Consider the following 17,894-nt stretch of genomic DNA (forward strand, 5'->3'; position numbering starts at 1 on the left):
CCCGCCGTAGAGCGCGCGATCGGCGGCTGCGAGGGCCTCGCGCATGGTCGGCCTCAGCTGAATCGGCATGACACCGTCCCCATCCGGCCGTAGTCGGCGAGTACCGTGTCGCCGGCGTGCACCCACATCGGACGGGTGAACGATCCGGCGAGCACAATCTCTCCCGCCTCCAGCCGATCGCCATGTGCGGCAAGCTTGTCGGCAAGCCACGCCACGCCGGTGGCCGGGTGGTTGAGCACGGCGGCGGCCACCCCGGACTCCTCGATGGTCTCGTTGCGATACAGCAGCGCCGACACCCACCGCAGGTCGATCTCGTTCGGCTTCATGGGGTTTCCGCCGTAGACCATGCCGCCCATGGCGGCGTTGTCACTGATGGTATCGACGATGGTACGGCCCGCCATCTCGATGCGGGAGCTGAGGATCTCCAATGCCGGCACCACGTATTCGGTGGCCCGAAGCACGTCGAAGATCGTCGCGTTCGGGCCGTCGAGCGCCGAGCCGAGCACGAATGCCAACTCCACCTCGATACGGACGTTGGAAAACCGGCCGTGATCGATCACCGAGCCGTTCTCGAACACCATGTCGTCGAAGATCGCGCCGTAGTCGGGTTCGGTGATACCGGTGGCGACCTGCATCACCTTGCTCGTCAGGCCGATCTTGCGTCCCACCGGACGACGCCCGGCGACGATCCCGCGCCGGCGCCACTCGTTCTGCACCGCATAGGAATCCTCAACGGTCATCTCCGGATGGCGTGCGGTGAGCAACGGGATCGTCGTCCGATCCCGTTCTGCGGCAGCGAGTTCATCGGCGATCTCGGTGATCGTCTGGGCGGACAACATCAGAGCTGTGCACCCAGCTTGTACTCGCCCTGCTTCCACTCGGGCATCTGTCCCTCGTCATCCTTGCGGGTGTAGGAGAAGCCGTCGGCACCGATGGTCACCGCCATCTCCGAGTCGTCGGTGCGGGTGAGCACCGGCTGCGGATTGCCGTCGAGGTCGAGCACCAGCGAGGCGTCGGTGTACCAGCTCGGCACCACCGGGTTGCCCCAGAAGTCGCGGCGCTGGTTGTCGTGGACATCCCAGGTGACGACGGGGTTGTCGGGGTCACCGGTGTAGTAGTCCTGGGTGTAGATCTCCACCCGATGACCGTCCGGGTCGCGCAGGTAGAGGTAGAACGCATTCGACACACCGTGGCGGCCGGGACCGCGTTCGATCGCGTCGGAGCGGCGCAAGCCGCCGAGCTTGTCGCAGATCGCCAGGATGTTGTGCTTCTCGTGGGTGGCGAAGGCGACGTGATGCATCCGTGGTCCGTCGCCACCGGTGGCGGCGGTGTCGTGCACCGTCGGCTTGCGCCGCATCCACGCGGCGTACACGGTGCCCTTGTCGTCCTGGATGTCCTCGGTGACCCGGAAGCCCAGATCCTGATAGTGGCGGACCGCGCGTGGCACGTCGGGGGTGACCTGGTTGAAGTGGTCCAGACGCACCAGCTCGCCCGGGCAGTGCAGGTCGTAGCGCCACGACATCCGCTCGACGTGATCGGTCTGGTAGAAGAACTCGTACGGGAACCCGAGCGGATCCTCCACGCGCACCGAGTCGCCGATGCCCTTGACGAATCCCTCGGCTCGACGTTCCACGCGGCAACCGATCTCGGTGTAGAACGCGACCGCCTTGTCGAGGTCCTCGGGGCTTCGTACCCGGTAGGAGAAGACGGCCACCGCGGCCACCGGACCCTTGCGCAGCACGAGGTTGTGGTGGATGAACTCCTCGGTGGAGCGCAGGTAGATCGCCTCGTCGTCCTCATCGGTGACATAAAGCCCGAGGATGTCGACATAGAACTGACGCGATGCGGCCAGGTCGGTGACGACGATCTCCATGTAGGCGCACCGCAGGATGTCCGGCGGCGCGCACTGCGGGGTGGAGACGGGATTGTCGGAGCGGATGGGGGCTTCCTGCGAGACGTAGTAGCCCGACGAGGTCAGGGTCATCTCTTCGCGAGCGGTCATGGGTGGCGTCCTTGCCTGGGTCGAGAGGGGGTTGGCAGATTGAGGGGTCGGGAACGAAAGATTCTGGTGCGGTGCGGATTACTGCTTGCCGAAGGTCGGGTTGTGGACCTTGCCGAGGGTGATGTGCACGGCCTGCTGGTCGGTGTAGAAGTCGATCGAGCGGTAGCCGCCCTCGTGACCGAGGCCGGAGGCCTTGACACCCCCGAACGGGGTGCGCAGATCGCGGACGTTGTTCGAGTTGAGCCACACCATGCCCGCCTCCACGGCCTGCGAGAAGTTGTGGGCCCGCTTGAGGTCATTGGTCCAGATGTAGGCGGCCAGACCATATTTCACACCGTTGGCCAGCGCGAGAGCTTCCTCGTCGGAGTCGAACGGGGTGATCGCGACGACCGGACCGAATATCTCCTCCTGGAAGATCCGCGCGTCGGGGGCGACGTCGGCGAACACGGTGGGAGCCACGAAGTTGCCGGTGTCGAAGCCCTCCGGCCGACCACCACCGGCGACGAGGCGTCCCTCGGACTTGCCGAGTTCGACGTAGCTCATCACCTTCTCGTAGTGCTCGGGGTGCACGAGCGCACCAACCTCGGTGGTCTTCTCGTGCGGATATCCGACGACGACCCGTTTGGCCTGTGCCGCATACCGTTCCACGAACTCGTCGTAGACCGAGCGCTCGACGAGGATGCGACTGCCTGCGGTGCAGCGCTCACCGTTGAGGGAGAACACACCGAAGATGGTGGCGTCGATCGCGGCGTCGAGGTCGGCGTCGGCGAAGACCACCGCCGGACTCTTACCGCCCAGTTCCATGGACAGGCCCTTGAGGTACGGGGCCGCGTTGCCGAAGATGAGCTGCCCGGTGCGACTTTCGCCGGTGAACGAGATCAACGGCACCTCAGGGTGTTTCACCAATGCGTCACCGGCGTCCTCACCCAATCCGTTGACGAGGTTGAACACGCCCTGCGGCAGTCCTGCCTCCTCGAAGATGCCGGCCCACAACGACGCCGAGAGCGGTGTGAACTCGGCGGGCTTGAGCACCACGGTGTTTCCGGTGGCCAGCGCGGGACCGAGCTTCCACGACTCGAGCATGAACGGGGTGTTCCACGGGGTGATCAGACCGGCGACGCCGATCGGCTTGCGATTGACGTAGTTGATCTGCCTACCCGGCACCTTGTAGGTGTCGTCGGACTGAGCAACGATCAGGTCGGCGAAGAACCGGAAGTTCTCCGCGGCGCGGCGGGCCTGACCGAGGGCCTGGGTGATCGGCAGCCCGGAATCGAAGGACTCCAGTTCAGCCAGCCGCGCATCACGGGATTCGACGATGTCGGCGATCCGGTGCAGTACCCGCGCACGTTCGCGCGGCAGCATCGTCGGCCACGGGCCGTCGGTGAAGGCGGCACGTGCGGCGGCCACGGCCAGATCGATGTCGGCCTTCTTGCCGGCAGCGGCCTGCACGTAGGTCTCGTTCGACACCGGGTCGAGGACATCGAAGGTGTCGCCGTCGACCGAGTCGACGAACGCTCCGCCGATGTAATGCTGGATGCGCGTGGGCAAATCGGCCGGGACGTGACCGGTCACCGGTGAGCTCACCGTGTTCGTCATGGTTTCTCCGTTTCGGGGGTCGGGGGTCCGGATATGGACCGGGAAGAACTAGAAGGCCGGAAGGCCCAGGGTTTCGTCGGGGTGTTCGTGGACCAGGTAGGCGTCGAGGGTGGCCGCGCGGTGACGCCGCGCGACCTTCTCGATCTCGCCGAGCGGCGCACCGATCTCGATGAGCCGCACGATGTTCTCGTGTTCGCGGACCGACTCCTGCGCCCTGCCGGGCACGAAGGAGAACGTCGAGGCGCGCAGGTGCCCGAGTCGGGCCCATTCGGCTTCGACGAGGGTGACCATCCGCGGGTTGGTGCACTTGGAGAACAGGGTCGCGTGGAACTCCTGGTTCAGCGCGGTGAACAGACCCGGATCGAAGTGACCAAGCGATTCGATCATGCGCTCGTTGATGTCTCGCGCCTTGCGCAGATCGTCCTCGCTGAGCCGACGGGCGGCCAGCGCGGTGGCCGCACCCTCCAGGATCGACAACGCCTGCATGCTCTCGCGATACTGCGAGTCGTCGACCATCGACACCTGGGCGCCGACGTTGGTCTCGAAGGTGACCAGGCCCTCGGCCTCGAGTTGGCGGATCGCCTCGCGCACCGGTACCACGCTCATGTCCAGGCTCTTGGCGATGGTGCTCAACACCAGCCGGTAGCCGGGCGTGTACTCCTGTCGCGCGATGCGCTCCTTGATCCAGTGGTAGGCGATCTGCGACTTGCTGCGGGTCGGATTGCCCTGGCCGGGTTGCTCACTCATCGATTCGCCTTCCATTCGAGATAGCGGGCTTTCCACTGCGCGTTGGGCGGGAACAGTCCGTCGACCGGGTGTCCGGCCGCGACCTGCTCGGCCACCCAGGCGTCCTGCTCCTCCTGGGCGAGCGCGGCGTCGGCGACCTCGGCGGCGATGGCCGGCGGGATGACGATCACGCCGTCGTCGTCACCGACGATGATGTCGCCGGGTTGGATCGTGGCACCGCCGCACGCGATGGTCAGGTCGTGATCCCAGGGCACGTGCTTGCGGCCGAGGACCGCCGGATGCGGTCCGGCGGTGAACACCGGTAGACCGATCTCGGCGACCGCGGCGTAGTCGCGTACCCCGCCGTCGGTGACGATGCCCTCGGCGCCAAGGGTTTTCGCGCGGATCGCCAGGATGTCACCGAGGGTGCCCGATCCGGTCTCGCCGCGCGCCTCGATGACGATCACCTCACCCGGGCCGACGGCGTCGAAGGTCTGTTTCTGCGCGTTGTATCCTCCGCCGTGGGAGTCGAACAGGTCTTCACGGTTGGGCACGAAGCGCAGGGTCTTGGCGGTGCCGACGATCTTGGTTCCTCGGGTCTGCGCGCGCACGCCGTCGATGGAGACGTTGTTGAGGCCGCGCTTGCGTAGTTGTCCGGACAGACCGGCGACCGGCACTCGCGTCAGTTTCTCGCGCAACTCGTCGGTGAGGACCGGCCCGGCGGGTGCCGGTAGTCCGGCCGCCTGCGCCGAGCCCCACGCCTCGGCGCGCTGGGTGTCGTCGACGGCCGGCAGCGACCCGAGGTCGGCGTCGAATCCGTTGTCGCCCTGCACCACTGTGGTGACGAGCCGACCGGAGGTCGGCCCGCCGGGAACGTCGACCTCGACCTCGACGACATCTCCGGGACCGATGACCGAGGAGCCGGCCGGGGTGCCGGTGAGGATCACATCGCCGCGTTCGAGGGTGAAATGCTGCGAGAGATCGGCGACGATCTGGGCCGGCGAGAAGAACATTCCCGCCGTCGAATCATCTTGCGCCAGGCGACCGTTCACCCAGGTACGAATGCGGATCGCGTTCGGGTCCACCGCGCGGGCGTCGATGAGGTCCGGGCCGAGCGGGGTGAATCCGTCGCCACCCTTGGACCGCACGTTGGAGCCCTTGTCGGCCGCCCGCAGGTCGTAGAGTCCGAGGTCGTTGGCGGCGGTGACGGCGGCGACGTGATCCCACGCCTGCGCGAGGCCGACCCGGCGGGCCGGGGTTCCGATGACCAGAGCCACCTCCCCTTCGAAGGCGAGCAACTCGGTGCCGAGTGGTCGCTCGACGGTACCGCCGGTCGCCGCCACCGAACTCGAGGGCTTGAAGAAGTACGACGGCTGTGCCGGTCGCCGCCCGCGCTGCTGCGCACGCGAGGTGTAGCTGAGATGGACCGCGATGATCTTGCCGGGCGTGCCGATCGCGGGCACGGCCACCGATGCTGCGGAACCGTCCCGGTTCGCCTGCTGATGTTGGTCGGTCGTCACGGATGTCCTCTCCGTCGGCAGGATCGTATATGAAAACGTATCTTGCGAGCGATATACGAGATCGTATATGGTCTGAGACACAGTGCGCAAGTGATCCAGATCGCAGCGACTCGAGACCGTGGCCCCGGCCACCAGAACCTCCGGCGACGAGGCCCCCACTCGGCCCCTCGCCACCAAGGGATTGCCCGCACCGGGCGCGACCCAGAAGGAGCCCCCATGAACGCCCCTCCCCGAACCGCATCACCGGCCGTGGTGGTGACCGAAAAAGATCGTCGCCGAGTGGTTTTCGCCACCGTCGTCGGCACCACCGTCGAGTGGTACGACTTCTTCGTCTACGCGGTGGCCGCGGGCCTGGTCTTCGGCGAACTGTTCTTCAAGCCCGCAGGCCCCGGGGTCGCGACCATCCTGTCGTTCCTCACGGTCGGCATCAGCTTCCTGTTCCGCCCGCTCGGTGCATTCCTGGCCGGACACTACGGTGACCGCTACGGTCGGCGCGTGGTCCTGATGGTGACCCTGGCCCTGATGGGCGTGGCAACCACCCTGGTCGGGCTTCTGCCCACCTACGCCGCCATCGGCATCGCGGCACCGATCCTGCTGATCACCCTGCGCATCCTGCAGGGCATCTCGGCCGGCGGCGAATGGGGCGGTGCGGTGTTGATGGCCGTCGAGCACGCCCCGGACCGCAAACGCGGTGTCTTCGGCGCCTCCCCGCAGGTCGGGGTGCCGCTGGGCATGCTGCTGGCCTCCGGAGTGATGGCCCTGATGGCCGTCCTCGCCCCCGGCGACTCCTTCGAGACGTGGGGGTGGCGCATCCCGTTCCTGCTGTCGTTCGTCCTGATCCTCATCGGTCACTTCATCCGTCGCCGCGTCGAGGAGAGTCCGGTGTTCCTCGAAATCGCCGAACGCCGGGAGGAGACCAAGACCCCGATCGTCGAGCTGTTCCGCAAGCACGCCGGACTGGTGCTCGTCGCCGCACTCGTCTTCGCCGGCAACAGCGCCGTCGGGTACATGACCACCGGCGGATACCTGCAGAGTTATGCCACCGATCCCGACGGTCCGGTCGGCCTGTCGCGCGGTCCGGTGCTGCTCGCGGTCGCCGGGTCGGCGGCCACCTGGCTGCTGTTCACCCTGATCGGGGCTCGCGTCAGTGATCACATCGGCCGCCGCTCCACCTACCTGATCGGCTGGGTCCTGCTGCTGGCGGCGCTGCTCCCACTGTTCCCGCTCGTCGACACGGGCAACGTGTGGCTGATGTTCTGCGGCCTGGCCCTGCTGACCGTCGGCCTCGGCTTCACTACGGTCCCCAGGCCGCCCTCTACGCCGAGCTCTTCCCGGCGTCGATCCGGTTCTCCGGCGTCTCGATCTCCTACGCGATCGGCGCCATCATCGGTGGTGCGTTCGCGCCCACGATCGCCGCGGCACTCATGCGCGCCACCGGCACCACGACCTCGATCGTCATCTACCTCGCGATCATGGCCGCCATCAGTCTTGTTGCCACACTGACGCTTCGGGACCGTACCGGAATCCCGCTCGGCCCCGCCCACGAAGCACAACAATCCATCAGTCCCATCCGAGGAATGGCGAGGGCCTAGACAATGCAGTTCCATCACCACGGCTATGTGTCCACCGACCCGCGGGTCCAACCCGCCGCGGGGACCGGCCTCGACCGGCCCGACGAACTCCCCGATGAGGTCGACGTCCTCATCGTCGGCACCGGTCCCGCCGGCATGATCACCGCCGCGCAACTCGCCCAGTTCCCCGACGTCACCACCCGCATCGTCGAACGCAGGCCGGGACGACTGGCGATCGGGCAGGCCGACGGTATCCAGGCGCGCAGCGTGGAGACCTTCCAGGCGTTCGGTTTCGCCGAGTCGATCATCGCCGAGGCCTACCGGATCACCGAGATGGCGTTCTGGAAGCCCGATCCCAACGACCCGTCACGAATCGTGCGCGCCGCGCGCACCCCCGACGATGCCGCCGGCATCTCGGAGTTCCCACACCTGATCGTCAATCAGGCCCGAGTCCTGGACTACTTCGCCGAGTCGATGGTCAACGCGCCGACCCGGATGACGCCCGACTTCGGCTACGAGTTCGTCGGCCTCGAGATCACCCAGGGCGCGCAGTACCCGGTGACGGTGACCCTGCGCCACACCGCGGGCGAACAAGACGGCCAGACGCGCACGGTGCGCGCGAAGTACGTCGTCGGTTCCGACGGCGCGCACAGCCGCGTCCGTGACGCGATCGGCTGCACACCGCACGGCGACAAGGCCTTTCACGCCTGGGGTGTGATGGACGTGCTGGCCGACACCGACTTCCCCGACATCCGTACCAAGTGTGCGATCCAGTCCGGCTCCGGCGGGTCCATCCTGCACATCCCCCGCGAGGGCGGTTTCCTGTTCCGCATGTACGTCGATCTCGGCGAGGTCCCCGCCGACGACAACGGCAGGATTCGCACGACGAGCATCACCGAGATCATCCGACAGGCCAACGAGATCCTGCATCCCTACACCCTCGACGTGAAAAACGTTGCCTGGCATAGTGTCTACGAGGTCGGTCACCGGGTGACCGATCGGTTCGACGACGTCGACGTCGAGCAGATCGGCACCCGCACCCCGCGGGTGTTCATCACCGGCGATGCGTGCCACACCCACAGCGCCAAGGCGGGACAGGGCATGAACGTCTCGATGCAGGACGGCTTCAACATCGGTTGGAAGCTCGGTCACGTGCTCTCCGGCCGTGCGCCGGAGGAACTGCTGAGCACGTATTCCGCCGAGCGTCAGGTGATTGCGCAGAACCTGATCGATTTCGACCGCGAATGGTCGTCGATGATGGCCAAACGTCCCGAGGAGTTCGACTCACCGTCGGAGCTGGAAGACTTCTACGTCAAGACCGCCGAATTCCCGGCCGGTTTCATGACGCAGTACGCGCCGTCGATGATCATCGCCGATGCCACCCACCAGGATCTGGCGACCGGCTACCCGATCGGCAAACGGTTCAAATCCGCGCCCGTGGTCCGCGTCGGCGATGCCAATCCGGTCCAGCTGGGCCATCACCACCGAGCTGACGGACGTTGGCGGATCTATGCGTTCGCCGCCGATCCGTCCGCCGGCATGAACAACGCCGCACCCGATGTCTCGGCTCTCGACGACTGGGCCACCTGGCTGGCCACCGATCCGGAGTCACCGGTGGTGCGTCATACCCCCGCCGGCACCGACCTCGACTCGGTGTTCGACGTCAAGGTGATCTACCAGCACGATCACACCCGCGTCGACCTCAACGCGGTGCCGAAGATCTTCCTGCCCAAGGTGGGACCGTTCCAGATCACCGACTACGAGAAGGTCTACGCGACCGACCCGCACGTCGACATCTTCGCCGAGCGCGGCATCGACCGTCGCGGAGCCGTCGTCGTGGTGCGCCCGGATCAGTATGTCGCGCACGTTCTCCCGCTCTCCGCCCGTACGGAGCTCGCGGGGTTCTTCGCCCGCAACCTGCTGCCCGCCAACACATCCGCTCGTGCCAAGGAGTCGGTGTGAACACCCTCGCCGATACCGATGCCGCCTGCCCACTCGGCGCCGGCGCCCACCCGTTCGCCTGACATGTCCGCCGCCTACCCAGCAGTGCGCAACTCCTCGAGCCATCGCTCGAACATCTCGTCCTGCCGGGCGGGCGGCAACGACTCGGGTGTGAGCACGGCCATCACCTGCATCCCCATCAACAGGGTCAGCAGGGTATCGGCGGCCAGTGCGGTGTCCGCCGACGCCAGTTCGCCGTCGGACACCGCCTGGTCGAGAAACCCGACCATCTGCGTGCGCCACGTCTGCCACGACTCGGCGTTGACCTGCTTCATCACCGGGTCGTACATGGCGTGTTCCCACAGCGTCGTGGCGATCCGCGCCTCGAGCAGGGCCTCCTCGGTGCGGGGCATGATCTCGCCGCACAGGATGCGTAGCGCGTCAAGACCCCGCGCGTCGCCCATCAACCGTGCCACGCGATCGTTGGTGGCCAGCGAGACGTGCTCGTAGGCCCGCCGGATCACCTCGTCCTTGTTCGCGAAGTAATAGCCCAGTACCCCGTTCGCGTAGCCGGCCTCCTCGGCGATCATGCGCATGCTCACCGCGCTGATCCCCCGGGTCGCGATCAACCGCCACACCACGGCGATGATCTCCCGGCGCCGCTCGTCGTGATCGACCACCTTGGGCACGTCCGCCCTCACCTCCTGGTGGCCTCACCACCGTCCGCCTCGTTCGGCGCATCCCGCGCCGGATCCACGCCCGTTACAGGGTACGTAACACGAAACGCACACACCGGAAACAACTCGTGCCTACTATTTCCTACAACCGTAGGAAAAACGATTCCGGTTGCGGCACACCATCTTGAACGGAGACACCGATGGCCGTCAGTCCTGACACCGTGGACCATCCCCTGTCCATGCCCACCGCCGCGGAGATCGACGACGTCACCGCGATCCTGAGGGCGGCCGGACTCGTCACCGATACGAGCCGCTTCGCCTATGTCGGGCTCGTCGAACCCGCGAAGGCACAGCTCCATCGCGACGCGCCCGCCTCGGCGCACCGACGCTTCCGAGCGCTGCTGCTCGACCCCACCACGTCCGAATCCCTTGACGCCGTCGTCGACGTCACCGACCGAGAGGTGGTGTCGCACCGCGTACTCGACACCGCCGTGGATGGTCAGGTGCCCGTGCTCGACGAGGAGTTCGGGCTCGTCGAGGAGGTCCTCGCCACCGACGAGCGATGGCTGGCGGCACTCGCCGCCCGCGACCTCGATGTGGCGCAGGTCCGCGTCGCCCCCCTCTCGGCGGGCGTCTTCGACTATCCGGGCGAGGAGGGCCGCCGCATCCTGCGCGGGCTGGCCTTCTGGCAGCCCGAGCCCGCCGACCACCCGTGGGCACATCCGATCGACGGGCTGGTCGCCTTCGTCGACGTCACCGCACGAGAGGTCCTGCAGATCCTCGACCTGGGCGTGGTGCCGATCCCGCAAGAGTCCGGCAACTTCGCCGATCCCGAGGTCACCGGCCCGTTGCGCACGACACAGAAGCCCATCGCCATCACCCAGCCGCAGGGTCCGAGCTTCGCCGTGACCGGCAATCTCGTCGAGTGGGAGAAGTGGAGTCTGCGAGTCGGTTTCGACGCCCGCGAAGGCCTCGTCCTGCATCAGATCGGCTTCACCGACGGCGGCCGGGTGCGGCCGATCATCCACCGCGCGTCGATCGCGGAGATGGTGGTGCCCTACGGCGATCCGTCGCCGGTGCGTTCGTGGCAGAACTACTTCGACACCGGCGAATACCTCGTCGGGCGTTACGCCAATGCCCTCGAACTCGGGTGCGACTGCGTCGGCGACATCACCTACTTCGATGCGGTCATCGCCGACGAGAGCGGCGCCCCGCACACGCTGCGCAACGCGGTGTGCATGCACGAGGAGGACTACGGCATCCTCTGGAAGCACACCGATCTGTGGGCCGGCTCCCACGAAACCCGCAGACAGCGGCGTCTGGTGATCTCGTTCTTCACCACCATCGGCAATTACGACTACGGCTTCTTCTGGTACCTCTACCTCGACGGGACCATCCAATTCGAGGTCAAGGCAACGGGAATCGTGTTCACCTCCGCCTACCCCGGCGACGAGTACCCGTACTCGTCGCAGATCGCCCCCGGACTCGGCGCTCCGTATCACCAGCACCTGTTCAGCGCCCGGCTCGACATGATGGTCGACGGCGATGCCAACAGCGTCGAGGAACTGCAGAGCGTTCGGGTCCCGATGGGAGACGGCAATCCGCACGGCAACGCCTTCACCCTGTCGAAGACGTTGCTGCACAACGAATCCGAGGCTCAACGCGACGCCGACAACACCGTCGGCCGGGTCTGGCACGTCACCAACCCCGGGGTGACGAACCGACTCGGCCATCCGGTCGCCTATGCGCTGCACCCGGAGGGCCGCCAGACCCTGCTGGCCGACGACGGATCATCGATCGCCCGTCGCGCCGCATTTGCCACCAAACATCTGTGGGTGACACCCTTCGACGCCGACGAGCTCTATGCCGCAGGCGATCTGGTGAACCAGCACCCCGGGGGATCGGGCCTACCCGCCTTCGTGCACGGTGACCGCAACGTCGAGAACACCGACATCGTCGTGTGGCACACCTTCGGTCTCACGCATTATCCGCGCCCGGAGGACTGGCCCATCATGCCCGTCGACTACACCGGCTTCACCCTCAAACCGGTCGGCTTCTTCGACCGCAACCCCACCCTCGACGTCCCCGCCTCGAGCGCCTCCTGCAACACCTCATCCTCCTGCGACACCTCACACAGCGCCGCCACCGACGACTCCCCCTGCCACGGCTGACCTTTCGATCCCTCCCATCCCGATCTCCCTGGAGTTCCCATGACCACCGAGCACCCGGCGCCGAGCCCCGCCGCGACCTCCACCACATCCACCCGAGAACAACATCAACTCCGGCGCGGCAGCCTCGGCGTCTTCGGGGTCACGTTCTTCGTGATCTCCGCCGCGGCACCGCTGACCGCGATGGCCGGCGGTGCGCCCGTGGCCATGCTGCTGGGCAACGGCCCCGGCGTGCCCGGCGCCTACATCGTCGCCGTACTCACCCTGCTCGTCTTCGCCGTCGGCTACACCACCATGGCCCGCCACCACACCAGCACCGGCGCGTTCTACTCCTACGTGACCCGCGGCCTGCGCCAGCAATTCGGTGGGGCGGCAGCCTATCTCGCGCTGCTCAGTTACAACGCGATGCAGATCGGCCTGTGGGGTCTGTTCGGCGCCGCGGTCACCGGATTCGTCAGCGACGAATTCGGGGTGTCCATCGACTGGTGGGTGTTCGTCCTGATCGGCATCGCCATCGTCGCAGTCCTCGGCTATCGCCAGATCGATCTGTCGGTGAAGGTGCTCTCGGTGCTGGTGGCCGCGGAATTCCTGGTGGTGATCGTGCTGGCGATCGTCATCGCGGTCAAGGGCGGCGATTTCGGGACGACGTCGCTGAGCGTCACCCCGCTGACGCCGAGCGCCCTCACCTCCGGCTCACTACCGATCGCCCTGCTGTTCTGCTTCGCATCCTTCGTCGGATTCGAGGCCACCGCCATCTACAGCGAAGAAGCCAAGGACCCCAAGCGCACGGTGCCGCGCGCGACGTTCCTCGCCGTGATCACCATCGGCGTGGTCTACACCGCCGTCACGTTCCTGATGGTCAACGGTGCGGGGGTGGGCAACATCCCCGGCTACATCGCGAAACTGGCCGACCCGACGACGTTCCTGTTCGATCTCTCTAACTCCTACATCGGCTCCTGGTTCACCACCATCATGCGACTGCTGTTCATCACCAGCGTGTTCGCCGCGGTGCTGGCCTTCCACAACGCCGTCGCCCGCTACACCTATGCGCTCGGACGCGAGGGACTGCTGCCCGAGCAGGCCGGTCGCACCCACCGCACGCATCAGAGCCCGCACGTCGGGTCGGTGGCCCAGACCACCGTCGCGGTGATCGTGGTCGCGATCTTCGCCCTCGCCGGCCAGGACCCGGTGCTGGCACTGTTCACCTGGCTGACCAACCTCGGCACGCTCGGCGTGATCGCCTTGATGGCCGCGTCGTCGTTCGCCGTGGTCGCCTTCTTCCTGTGCCACCGCGACCTCGAACGGAACCTGTTGCGCACCTTGGTTGCTCCGCTGGTGGCCGGTATTGCCCTGATCGCGATCCTGTGGTACGCCATCGCCAACTTCGGGCTGCTCATCAGTTCGGGCGGAATCCTCGTCTGGCTGCTCCCGGCCCTGCTGCTCGTCGCCGCGGTCCTCGGGGCGGGTGCCTCCCTGGTGCTCCGCTCACGCTCACCGCAGCTCTACGCCGAGATGGGGCGCCACCGTGAGTGAGACAGCAATCGTGAACACGACAGCGACCACGCCGATCGTGTCGAAACCCCCTGCCCTGCACCAGATCACCACCGAGGACCGCTCGATGACCACCCGGATCGACTTCCGCTATCTCTCCGAACCCGACATGATCGCCGCCGGGGTCACCGACATGCCCGCCTGCGTCGACGCCATGGAGGAGACCTTCGTGTTGCTACACAAGGGCGATTACCGCATGGCCGGACCCAACAGCGACTCACACGGTGCGATGATCACCTTCCCCGACGAGTCGCCGTTCGAGGGCATGCCCGCCAACACCGCCGACCGCCGGTTCATGGCGATGCCCGCCTACCTCGGCGGCAGCTTCGGTACCAGCGGCATGAAGTGGTACGGCTCCAATGTCGCCAACCGCGACAAGGGCTTACCGCGCTCGATCCTGATGTTCATGCTCAATGACACCGACACCGGCGCGCCGCTGGCACTGATGTCGGCGAACCTGTTGTCGGCGTATCGGACCGGCGCGGTCCCCGGAGTCGGCGCGCGCCACCTGGCGCGCCCGGACTCGCGGGTGGTCGGCATCGTCGGTCCCGGGGTGATGGCCCGCACGTCGTTGTCGGCGTTCGTCGCCACGTGCCCGATGATCGACACCCTCAAGATCAAGGGCCGCAGCCGGAGCAGTATCGACGCCTTCACCGCCTGGGTGCGCGACGAATTCCCGCAGATCACGACGATTCTCGAGGTCGAGACGCTCGGCGAGGCCGTCCACGATTCCGACATCGTCACCTTCTGCACGACCGGGGTCACCGGCGATCCCGCCACCTATCCCACGATCCGCCGCGAGGACGTGAAACCGGGGGCTTTCCTGAGCATGCCCGCCCCCTGCAACATCGACGCCGGCATGCAGACACCCGATGTCCGCAAGGTGGTCGACAACGTGCGCCTCTACGAAGCATGGGCCGAGGAGACCGGGCACCCGTCGCACCACACCATCCCGATCATCGGATGCAAGTTCATGGACATGATCCATGACGGTGCGATGGCCGCCGACGACCTCGTGGATCTCGGTGCCGTCGCCGCGGGCGACGCCGTCGGGCGCCGCTCCGACGACGAGATCGTGGTGTTCTCCGTGGGCGGCATGCCCGTCGAGGACGTGGCGTGGGGCACCGTCATCTATCGCAACGCCGTCGCCAAGGGCATCGGCACCATCCTCAACCTCTGGGACTCACCGGCTCTGGCCTGAGTTACCCTCTACCCGAAGGACATTCACATCATGGAGACCGACGTCGTCGTCATCGGCCTGGGTTCGGCCGGATCAATGGCGCTGTGGCAGTTGGCCAAACGAGGCGTACGCACCATCGGCGTCGAACAATTCGGGATCGGGCACGCCCGCGGCTCGTATGCCGGTGATTCACGCCTGTTCCGATCGGCCGTGCACGAGGGGCCGCGCTTCGTCCCGATGCTCGCCCGCGCGCGTGAGCTGTGGTTTGAGTTGGAGCACGACTCGGGCCGGCACCTCTACGACGAGTGCGGCGCCCTGCAGATCGGCGACGCGGGCTCCGGCGGACTGCTCAAGTCGATCGCGTCGGCCGAACAGTTCGACCTCCCGCACGAGATCCTCGACGCGGCCGCACTGCGCTCGCGCTACCCGCAACACCGCGTCGACGACCACACCGTCGCCGTCCTCGATCACCGCGCCGGCAGCCTCTATCCGGAAGCGAGCGTGATGGCCGCCGTGGAGACCGCGAAATCCCATGGTGCGCAGGTACTCACGAACACCGAGGTGATCGACTTCGATGAGGCGGGCGGACGTCTGCAGATCATCACCGATCACGGCACGATCGCCTGCGACAAGGTCGTCGTGGCGACCGGATCGTGGACGACCCGCCTGCGCCCGGATCTCAAGGGATTCCTCTCGATCATCCCGCTGTCGCTGACCTGGTTCATGCCCCGCCACCCGCAGATGTTCACCCCGGAGCGCTTCCCGGTCTTCATCCGCGACGAGGACGGGGTACACCTCTACGGCACCCCCAGCCACGACTCGTACAGCATCAAGGTCGCGACCGAGCCCCTCTGGCCCGCCATCGGCTCCCCCGACGAGGTGCCCGAGTTCAGTCGCGCCGACCTCACCCGGATCGGCAGTTGGGCCGCGAACTTCCTTCCCGACCTCAATCCCGAACCGGTGAAGTACTCGATGCACCACGAGCTGTGTACTCCCGGCGATCTACCGCTGGTGGATCTCGACGCCGACACCGGGATGCTGCTGCTCACCGCGTTCTCCGGGCGTGGTTTCAAGTTCGCCCCCGTCTACGGGCAGATCGCCGCCGACCTCATCACCGGAACACCCACCGACCTCTACGATCCCTCGTTCGCGTTGTCGGCGCAGCATCGATGAGCATGCCCGCCCGGGACCCGGCAGGTTGTATAGATCAGAGGCGGTGATGCTGCTCGATCTGCACAGGATCGCCAGTTGTCGCCACCACTGTTGACCGCCTCCACGTGGCGTTGTTACCTCGAACACACCGTTGTCTGCAGCACATCTGTCTCCAGCGCATCAGGGTTCGAGCGGAAGGACGCCCCCGATGACCATCACCGCACCGAGCAGCCACCCGATCGCCGAGACCCGACATCCGATCGCCACCCCGCGCACCACTGCGGAGGTACTCGTCGACGGGCTCGTCGCACACGGCGTCGACACCGTGTTCGGCATCCCCGGGGTCCAGACCTACCCGTTGTTCGAGGCGCTCGGCAACGCCTCGGACACCATCGACCTGATCACGCCGCGTCACGAGCAGACCTGCGCCTACATGGCATTGGGGTATGCACAGTCCACCGGACGCCTCGGGGTGTGCTCGGTGGTGCCCGGGCCCGGAATCCTCAACGCCTCGGCCGGCCTGCTCACCGCGATGGGCACCAGCACACCGGTACTCGCCCTCACCGGCGAGATCCCGTCGGACTACCTGGGCCGGGGTTTCGGTCACGTCCATGAGATGCCCGATCAGCTCGCCGCCCTGCGCGGCGTCACCAAACACGCCGACCTGCTGCTCGATCCCGAGAACGCCGCAACCGTTCTGGCGGAATCGATCCGGACCGCGCTGCAGGGGCGGCCGGGCCCGACGGCAATCGCCACACCGTGGGACGTGTTGCCCCGTCAGGCACACGTCGACGACGTGGCCCCGCTCGAGATCTACCGTCCTGCAGTCGATTCGCGCGACATCGATGCCGCGGCCGCACTCATCGCCGCGGCACGCGCACCGATGATCCTCGTCGGTGGCGGTGCCCGGGAGGCCGCCCCGCAGGTACGGGCGCTGGCCGAGACCTGCGGCGCGCCGGTGGTGGCCTTCCGCGGCGGCAAGGGCGTCGTCGACGACTCGTCACCCTACGGCTTCACCTGTGCCGACGGCCTTGCCCGCTGGCCCGACACCGATCTGGTGATCATCGTCGGTTCCCGCGCCGAACTGCTCTGGTTCCGCTGGCCGACCCCGGACGTCGACGTTCCCCGAGTGGTCATCGACATCGATCCGGCCGTTCACACCCGGCTAGATCCGACGGTGGCGATCACCGCCGACGCCCGGGACGCGACCGCCGATCTGGTGGGCCGCCTGAATGCCGGCGGGCGGCAACGAGTCGACCGCACAACCGAATTCGCCGCGATCAAACGCCGGACGCGCAGTGAGATCACCGTGTGGCTGCAGCCACACGCCGATCATCTCGCGGCGATCCGGCGAGCGGTGTGGCAGGTCCCCGATAGTCGGTCCGGTCTGTTGTAGAGCCGTTCCTTCTTGTGGTTGATCAGTCGATCTCGCAGCCCACGGGATGGTGCCTGTGGGTGCATCCGGCAGCGTACTCGGCCGGGGTCTTGTAGCCCAGTGCCGAATGCCGGTGTCGGTGGTTGTGGTCGTCTTTGAAGTCGCCGATGACCACGCGGGCCTCGAGCAGCGTGGGCCAACAGTTGCGATTCAAACACTCATCGCGCAACCGGTTGTTGAACGACTCGATGAACCCGTTGTTCCACGGCGTGCCGGGTGGAATGTAGGAGATCCCCACCGACCCTGCGCAGAACGCTTGGAGGGCCTCTGAGATGAACTCAGGCCCGTTATCCATGCGCAGCACCAGCGGCGGGCCACCCCAGATCGCGAACACCTTCTCCAACTCCTCGATCAACCGCTCGGCGGTGATCGAGC

At 66.7% G+C, this 17,894-nt stretch carries 13 protein-coding genes and 1 pseudogene; 7 read left to right on the forward strand and 7 right to left on the reverse strand.

Translation table 11 applies throughout. The features are described 5' to 3' along the window. Window positions 1-53: 53 nt before the first annotated feature. The 5 genes from hpaH to B1964_RS16270 form a co-directional block, all read right to left on the reverse strand. Entirely contained in the window at window positions 54-839 is a 786-nt protein-coding gene (gene hpaH / locus B1964_RS16250) for a 2-oxo-hept-4-ene-1,7-dioate hydratase (protein ID WP_079930515.1), read from the reverse strand. Continuing rightward, window positions 839-2,002, reverse strand: coding sequence for a 3,4-dihydroxyphenylacetate 2,3-dioxygenase (gene hpaD / locus B1964_RS16255; RefSeq protein WP_079930516.1), 1,164 nt, complete (start codon window positions 2,000-2,002; stop codon window positions 839-841). The genes hpaH and hpaD overlap by 1 nt, the downstream gene beginning before the upstream one ends. A gap of 78 nt (window positions 2,003-2,080) precedes the next feature. Continuing rightward, window positions 2,081-3,598, reverse strand: a complete 1,518-nt coding sequence (gene hpaE, locus B1964_RS16260; protein WP_014360777.1) for a 5-carboxymethyl-2-hydroxymuconate semialdehyde dehydrogenase — start codon at window positions 3,596-3,598, stop codon at window positions 2,081-2,083. Between the two features lie 48 nt (window positions 3,599-3,646). Next, window positions 3,647-4,345, reverse strand: coding sequence for a GntR family transcriptional regulator (locus B1964_RS16265; RefSeq protein ID WP_079930517.1), 699 nt, complete (start codon window positions 4,343-4,345; stop codon window positions 3,647-3,649). Then, entirely contained in the window at window positions 4,342-5,844 is a 1,503-nt protein-coding gene (locus B1964_RS16270) for a fumarylacetoacetate hydrolase family protein (protein WP_253194030.1), read from the reverse strand. Before B1964_RS16270 ends, B1964_RS16265 begins: the two co-directional genes overlap by 4 nt. A 279-nt stretch (window positions 5,845-6,123) precedes the next feature. On the opposite strand from B1964_RS16270, the pseudogene B1964_RS16275 reads away from it, so the two are divergent. Together B1964_RS16275 and B1964_RS16280 are read left to right on the forward strand one after the other, a co-directional pair. Beyond that, a pseudogene (locus B1964_RS16275) lies at window positions 6,124-7,436 on the forward strand (MFS transporter). 3 nt (window positions 7,437-7,439) lie between these two features. Beyond that, window positions 7,440-9,377: an FAD-binding monooxygenase gene (locus B1964_RS16280; RefSeq protein WP_079930518.1), complete on the forward strand. Its 1,938-nt coding sequence runs from the start codon at window positions 7,440-7,442 to the stop codon at window positions 9,375-9,377. A 74-nt stretch (window positions 9,378-9,451) separates the two neighbouring features. Here the strand turns inward: B1964_RS16280 and B1964_RS16285 are convergent, their stop codons facing one another. After that, entirely contained in the window at window positions 9,452-10,045 is a 594-nt protein-coding gene (locus B1964_RS16285) for a TetR/AcrR family transcriptional regulator (RefSeq protein ID WP_079930519.1), read from the reverse strand. A gap of 188 nt (window positions 10,046-10,233) precedes the next feature. On the opposite strand from B1964_RS16285, the gene B1964_RS16290 reads away from it, so the two are divergent. The 5 genes from B1964_RS16290 to B1964_RS16310 all read left to right on the forward strand — a co-directional run bounded on the left by B1964_RS16290 (window position 10,234) and on the right by B1964_RS16310 (window position 17,480). Then, a complete protein-coding gene (locus tag B1964_RS16290; RefSeq protein ID WP_079930520.1) occupies window positions 10,234-12,204 on the forward strand; it encodes a primary-amine oxidase in 1,971 nt (656 codons plus the stop codon). Between the two features lie 39 nt (window positions 12,205-12,243). Continuing rightward, window positions 12,244-13,734: an APC family permease gene (locus B1964_RS16295; protein WP_079930521.1), complete on the forward strand. Its 1,491-nt coding sequence runs from the start codon at window positions 12,244-12,246 to the stop codon at window positions 13,732-13,734. Between the two features lie 85 nt (window positions 13,735-13,819). Beyond that, the gene (locus tag B1964_RS16300; protein ID WP_172398864.1) at window positions 13,820-14,953 is read left to right on the forward strand and encodes a tyramine oxidase subunit B; all 1,134 of its coding nucleotides are present in this window, start codon (window positions 13,820-13,822) and stop codon (window positions 14,951-14,953) included. A gap of 30 nt (window positions 14,954-14,983) precedes the next feature. Continuing rightward, window positions 14,984-16,105 carry an N-methyl-L-tryptophan oxidase gene (gene solA / locus B1964_RS16305; protein WP_006372898.1) on the forward strand — a complete coding sequence of 374 codons (1,122 nt, stop codon included), beginning with the start codon at window positions 14,984-14,986 and terminating at the stop codon, window positions 16,103-16,105. Between the two features lie 187 nt (window positions 16,106-16,292). Next, window positions 16,293-17,480, forward strand: a complete 1,188-nt coding sequence (locus tag B1964_RS16310; RefSeq protein ID WP_253194031.1) for a thiamine pyrophosphate-binding protein — start codon at window positions 16,293-16,295, stop codon at window positions 17,478-17,480. Between the two features lie 22 nt (window positions 17,481-17,502). On the opposite strand, the gene B1964_RS16315 is transcribed toward B1964_RS16310, so the two are convergent. Continuing rightward, window positions 17,503-17,894, reverse strand: a 392-nt coding sequence (locus tag B1964_RS16315; RefSeq protein ID WP_139765761.1) for an integrase core domain-containing protein, incomplete at its 5' end; no start/stop codon positions are given.

Source organism: Gordonia sp. i37, assembly GCF_002043085.1.
Lineage (GTDB): Bacteria > Actinomycetota > Actinomycetes > Mycobacteriales > Mycobacteriaceae > Gordonia > Gordonia polyisoprenivorans.

What these genes read in the sequence shown, in the direction of transcription:
- hpaH (WP_079930515.1), bottom strand. Translation starts at nt 839, where the DNA reads ATGTTGTCCGCCCAGACGATCACCGAGATCGCCGATGAACTCGCTGCC.
- hpaD (WP_079930516.1), bottom strand. Translation starts at nt 2,002, where the DNA reads ATGACCGCTCGCGAAGAGATGACCCTGACCTCGTCGGGCTACTACGTC.
- hpaE (WP_014360777.1), bottom strand. Translation starts at nt 3,598, where the DNA reads ATGACGAACACGGTGAGCTCACCGGTGACCGGTCACGTCCCGGCCGAT.
- B1964_RS16265 (WP_079930517.1), bottom strand. Translation starts at nt 4,345, where the DNA reads ATGAGTGAGCAACCCGGCCAGGGCAATCCGACCCGCAGCAAGTCGCAG.
- B1964_RS16280 (WP_079930518.1), top strand. Translation starts at nt 7,440, where the DNA reads ATGCAGTTCCATCACCACGGCTATGTGTCCACCGACCCGCGGGTCCAA.
- B1964_RS16290 (WP_079930520.1), top strand. Translation starts at nt 10,234, where the DNA reads ATGGCCGTCAGTCCTGACACCGTGGACCATCCCCTGTCCATGCCCACC.
- B1964_RS16295 (WP_079930521.1), top strand. Translation starts at nt 12,244, where the DNA reads ATGACCACCGAGCACCCGGCGCCGAGCCCCGCCGCGACCTCCACCACA.
- B1964_RS16300 (WP_172398864.1), top strand. Translation starts at nt 13,820, where the DNA reads ATGACCACCCGGATCGACTTCCGCTATCTCTCCGAACCCGACATGATC.
- solA (WP_006372898.1), top strand. Translation starts at nt 14,984, where the DNA reads ATGGAGACCGACGTCGTCGTCATCGGCCTGGGTTCGGCCGGATCAATG.
- B1964_RS16310 (WP_253194031.1), top strand. Translation starts at nt 16,293, where the DNA reads ATGACCATCACCGCACCGAGCAGCCACCCGATCGCCGAGACCCGACAT.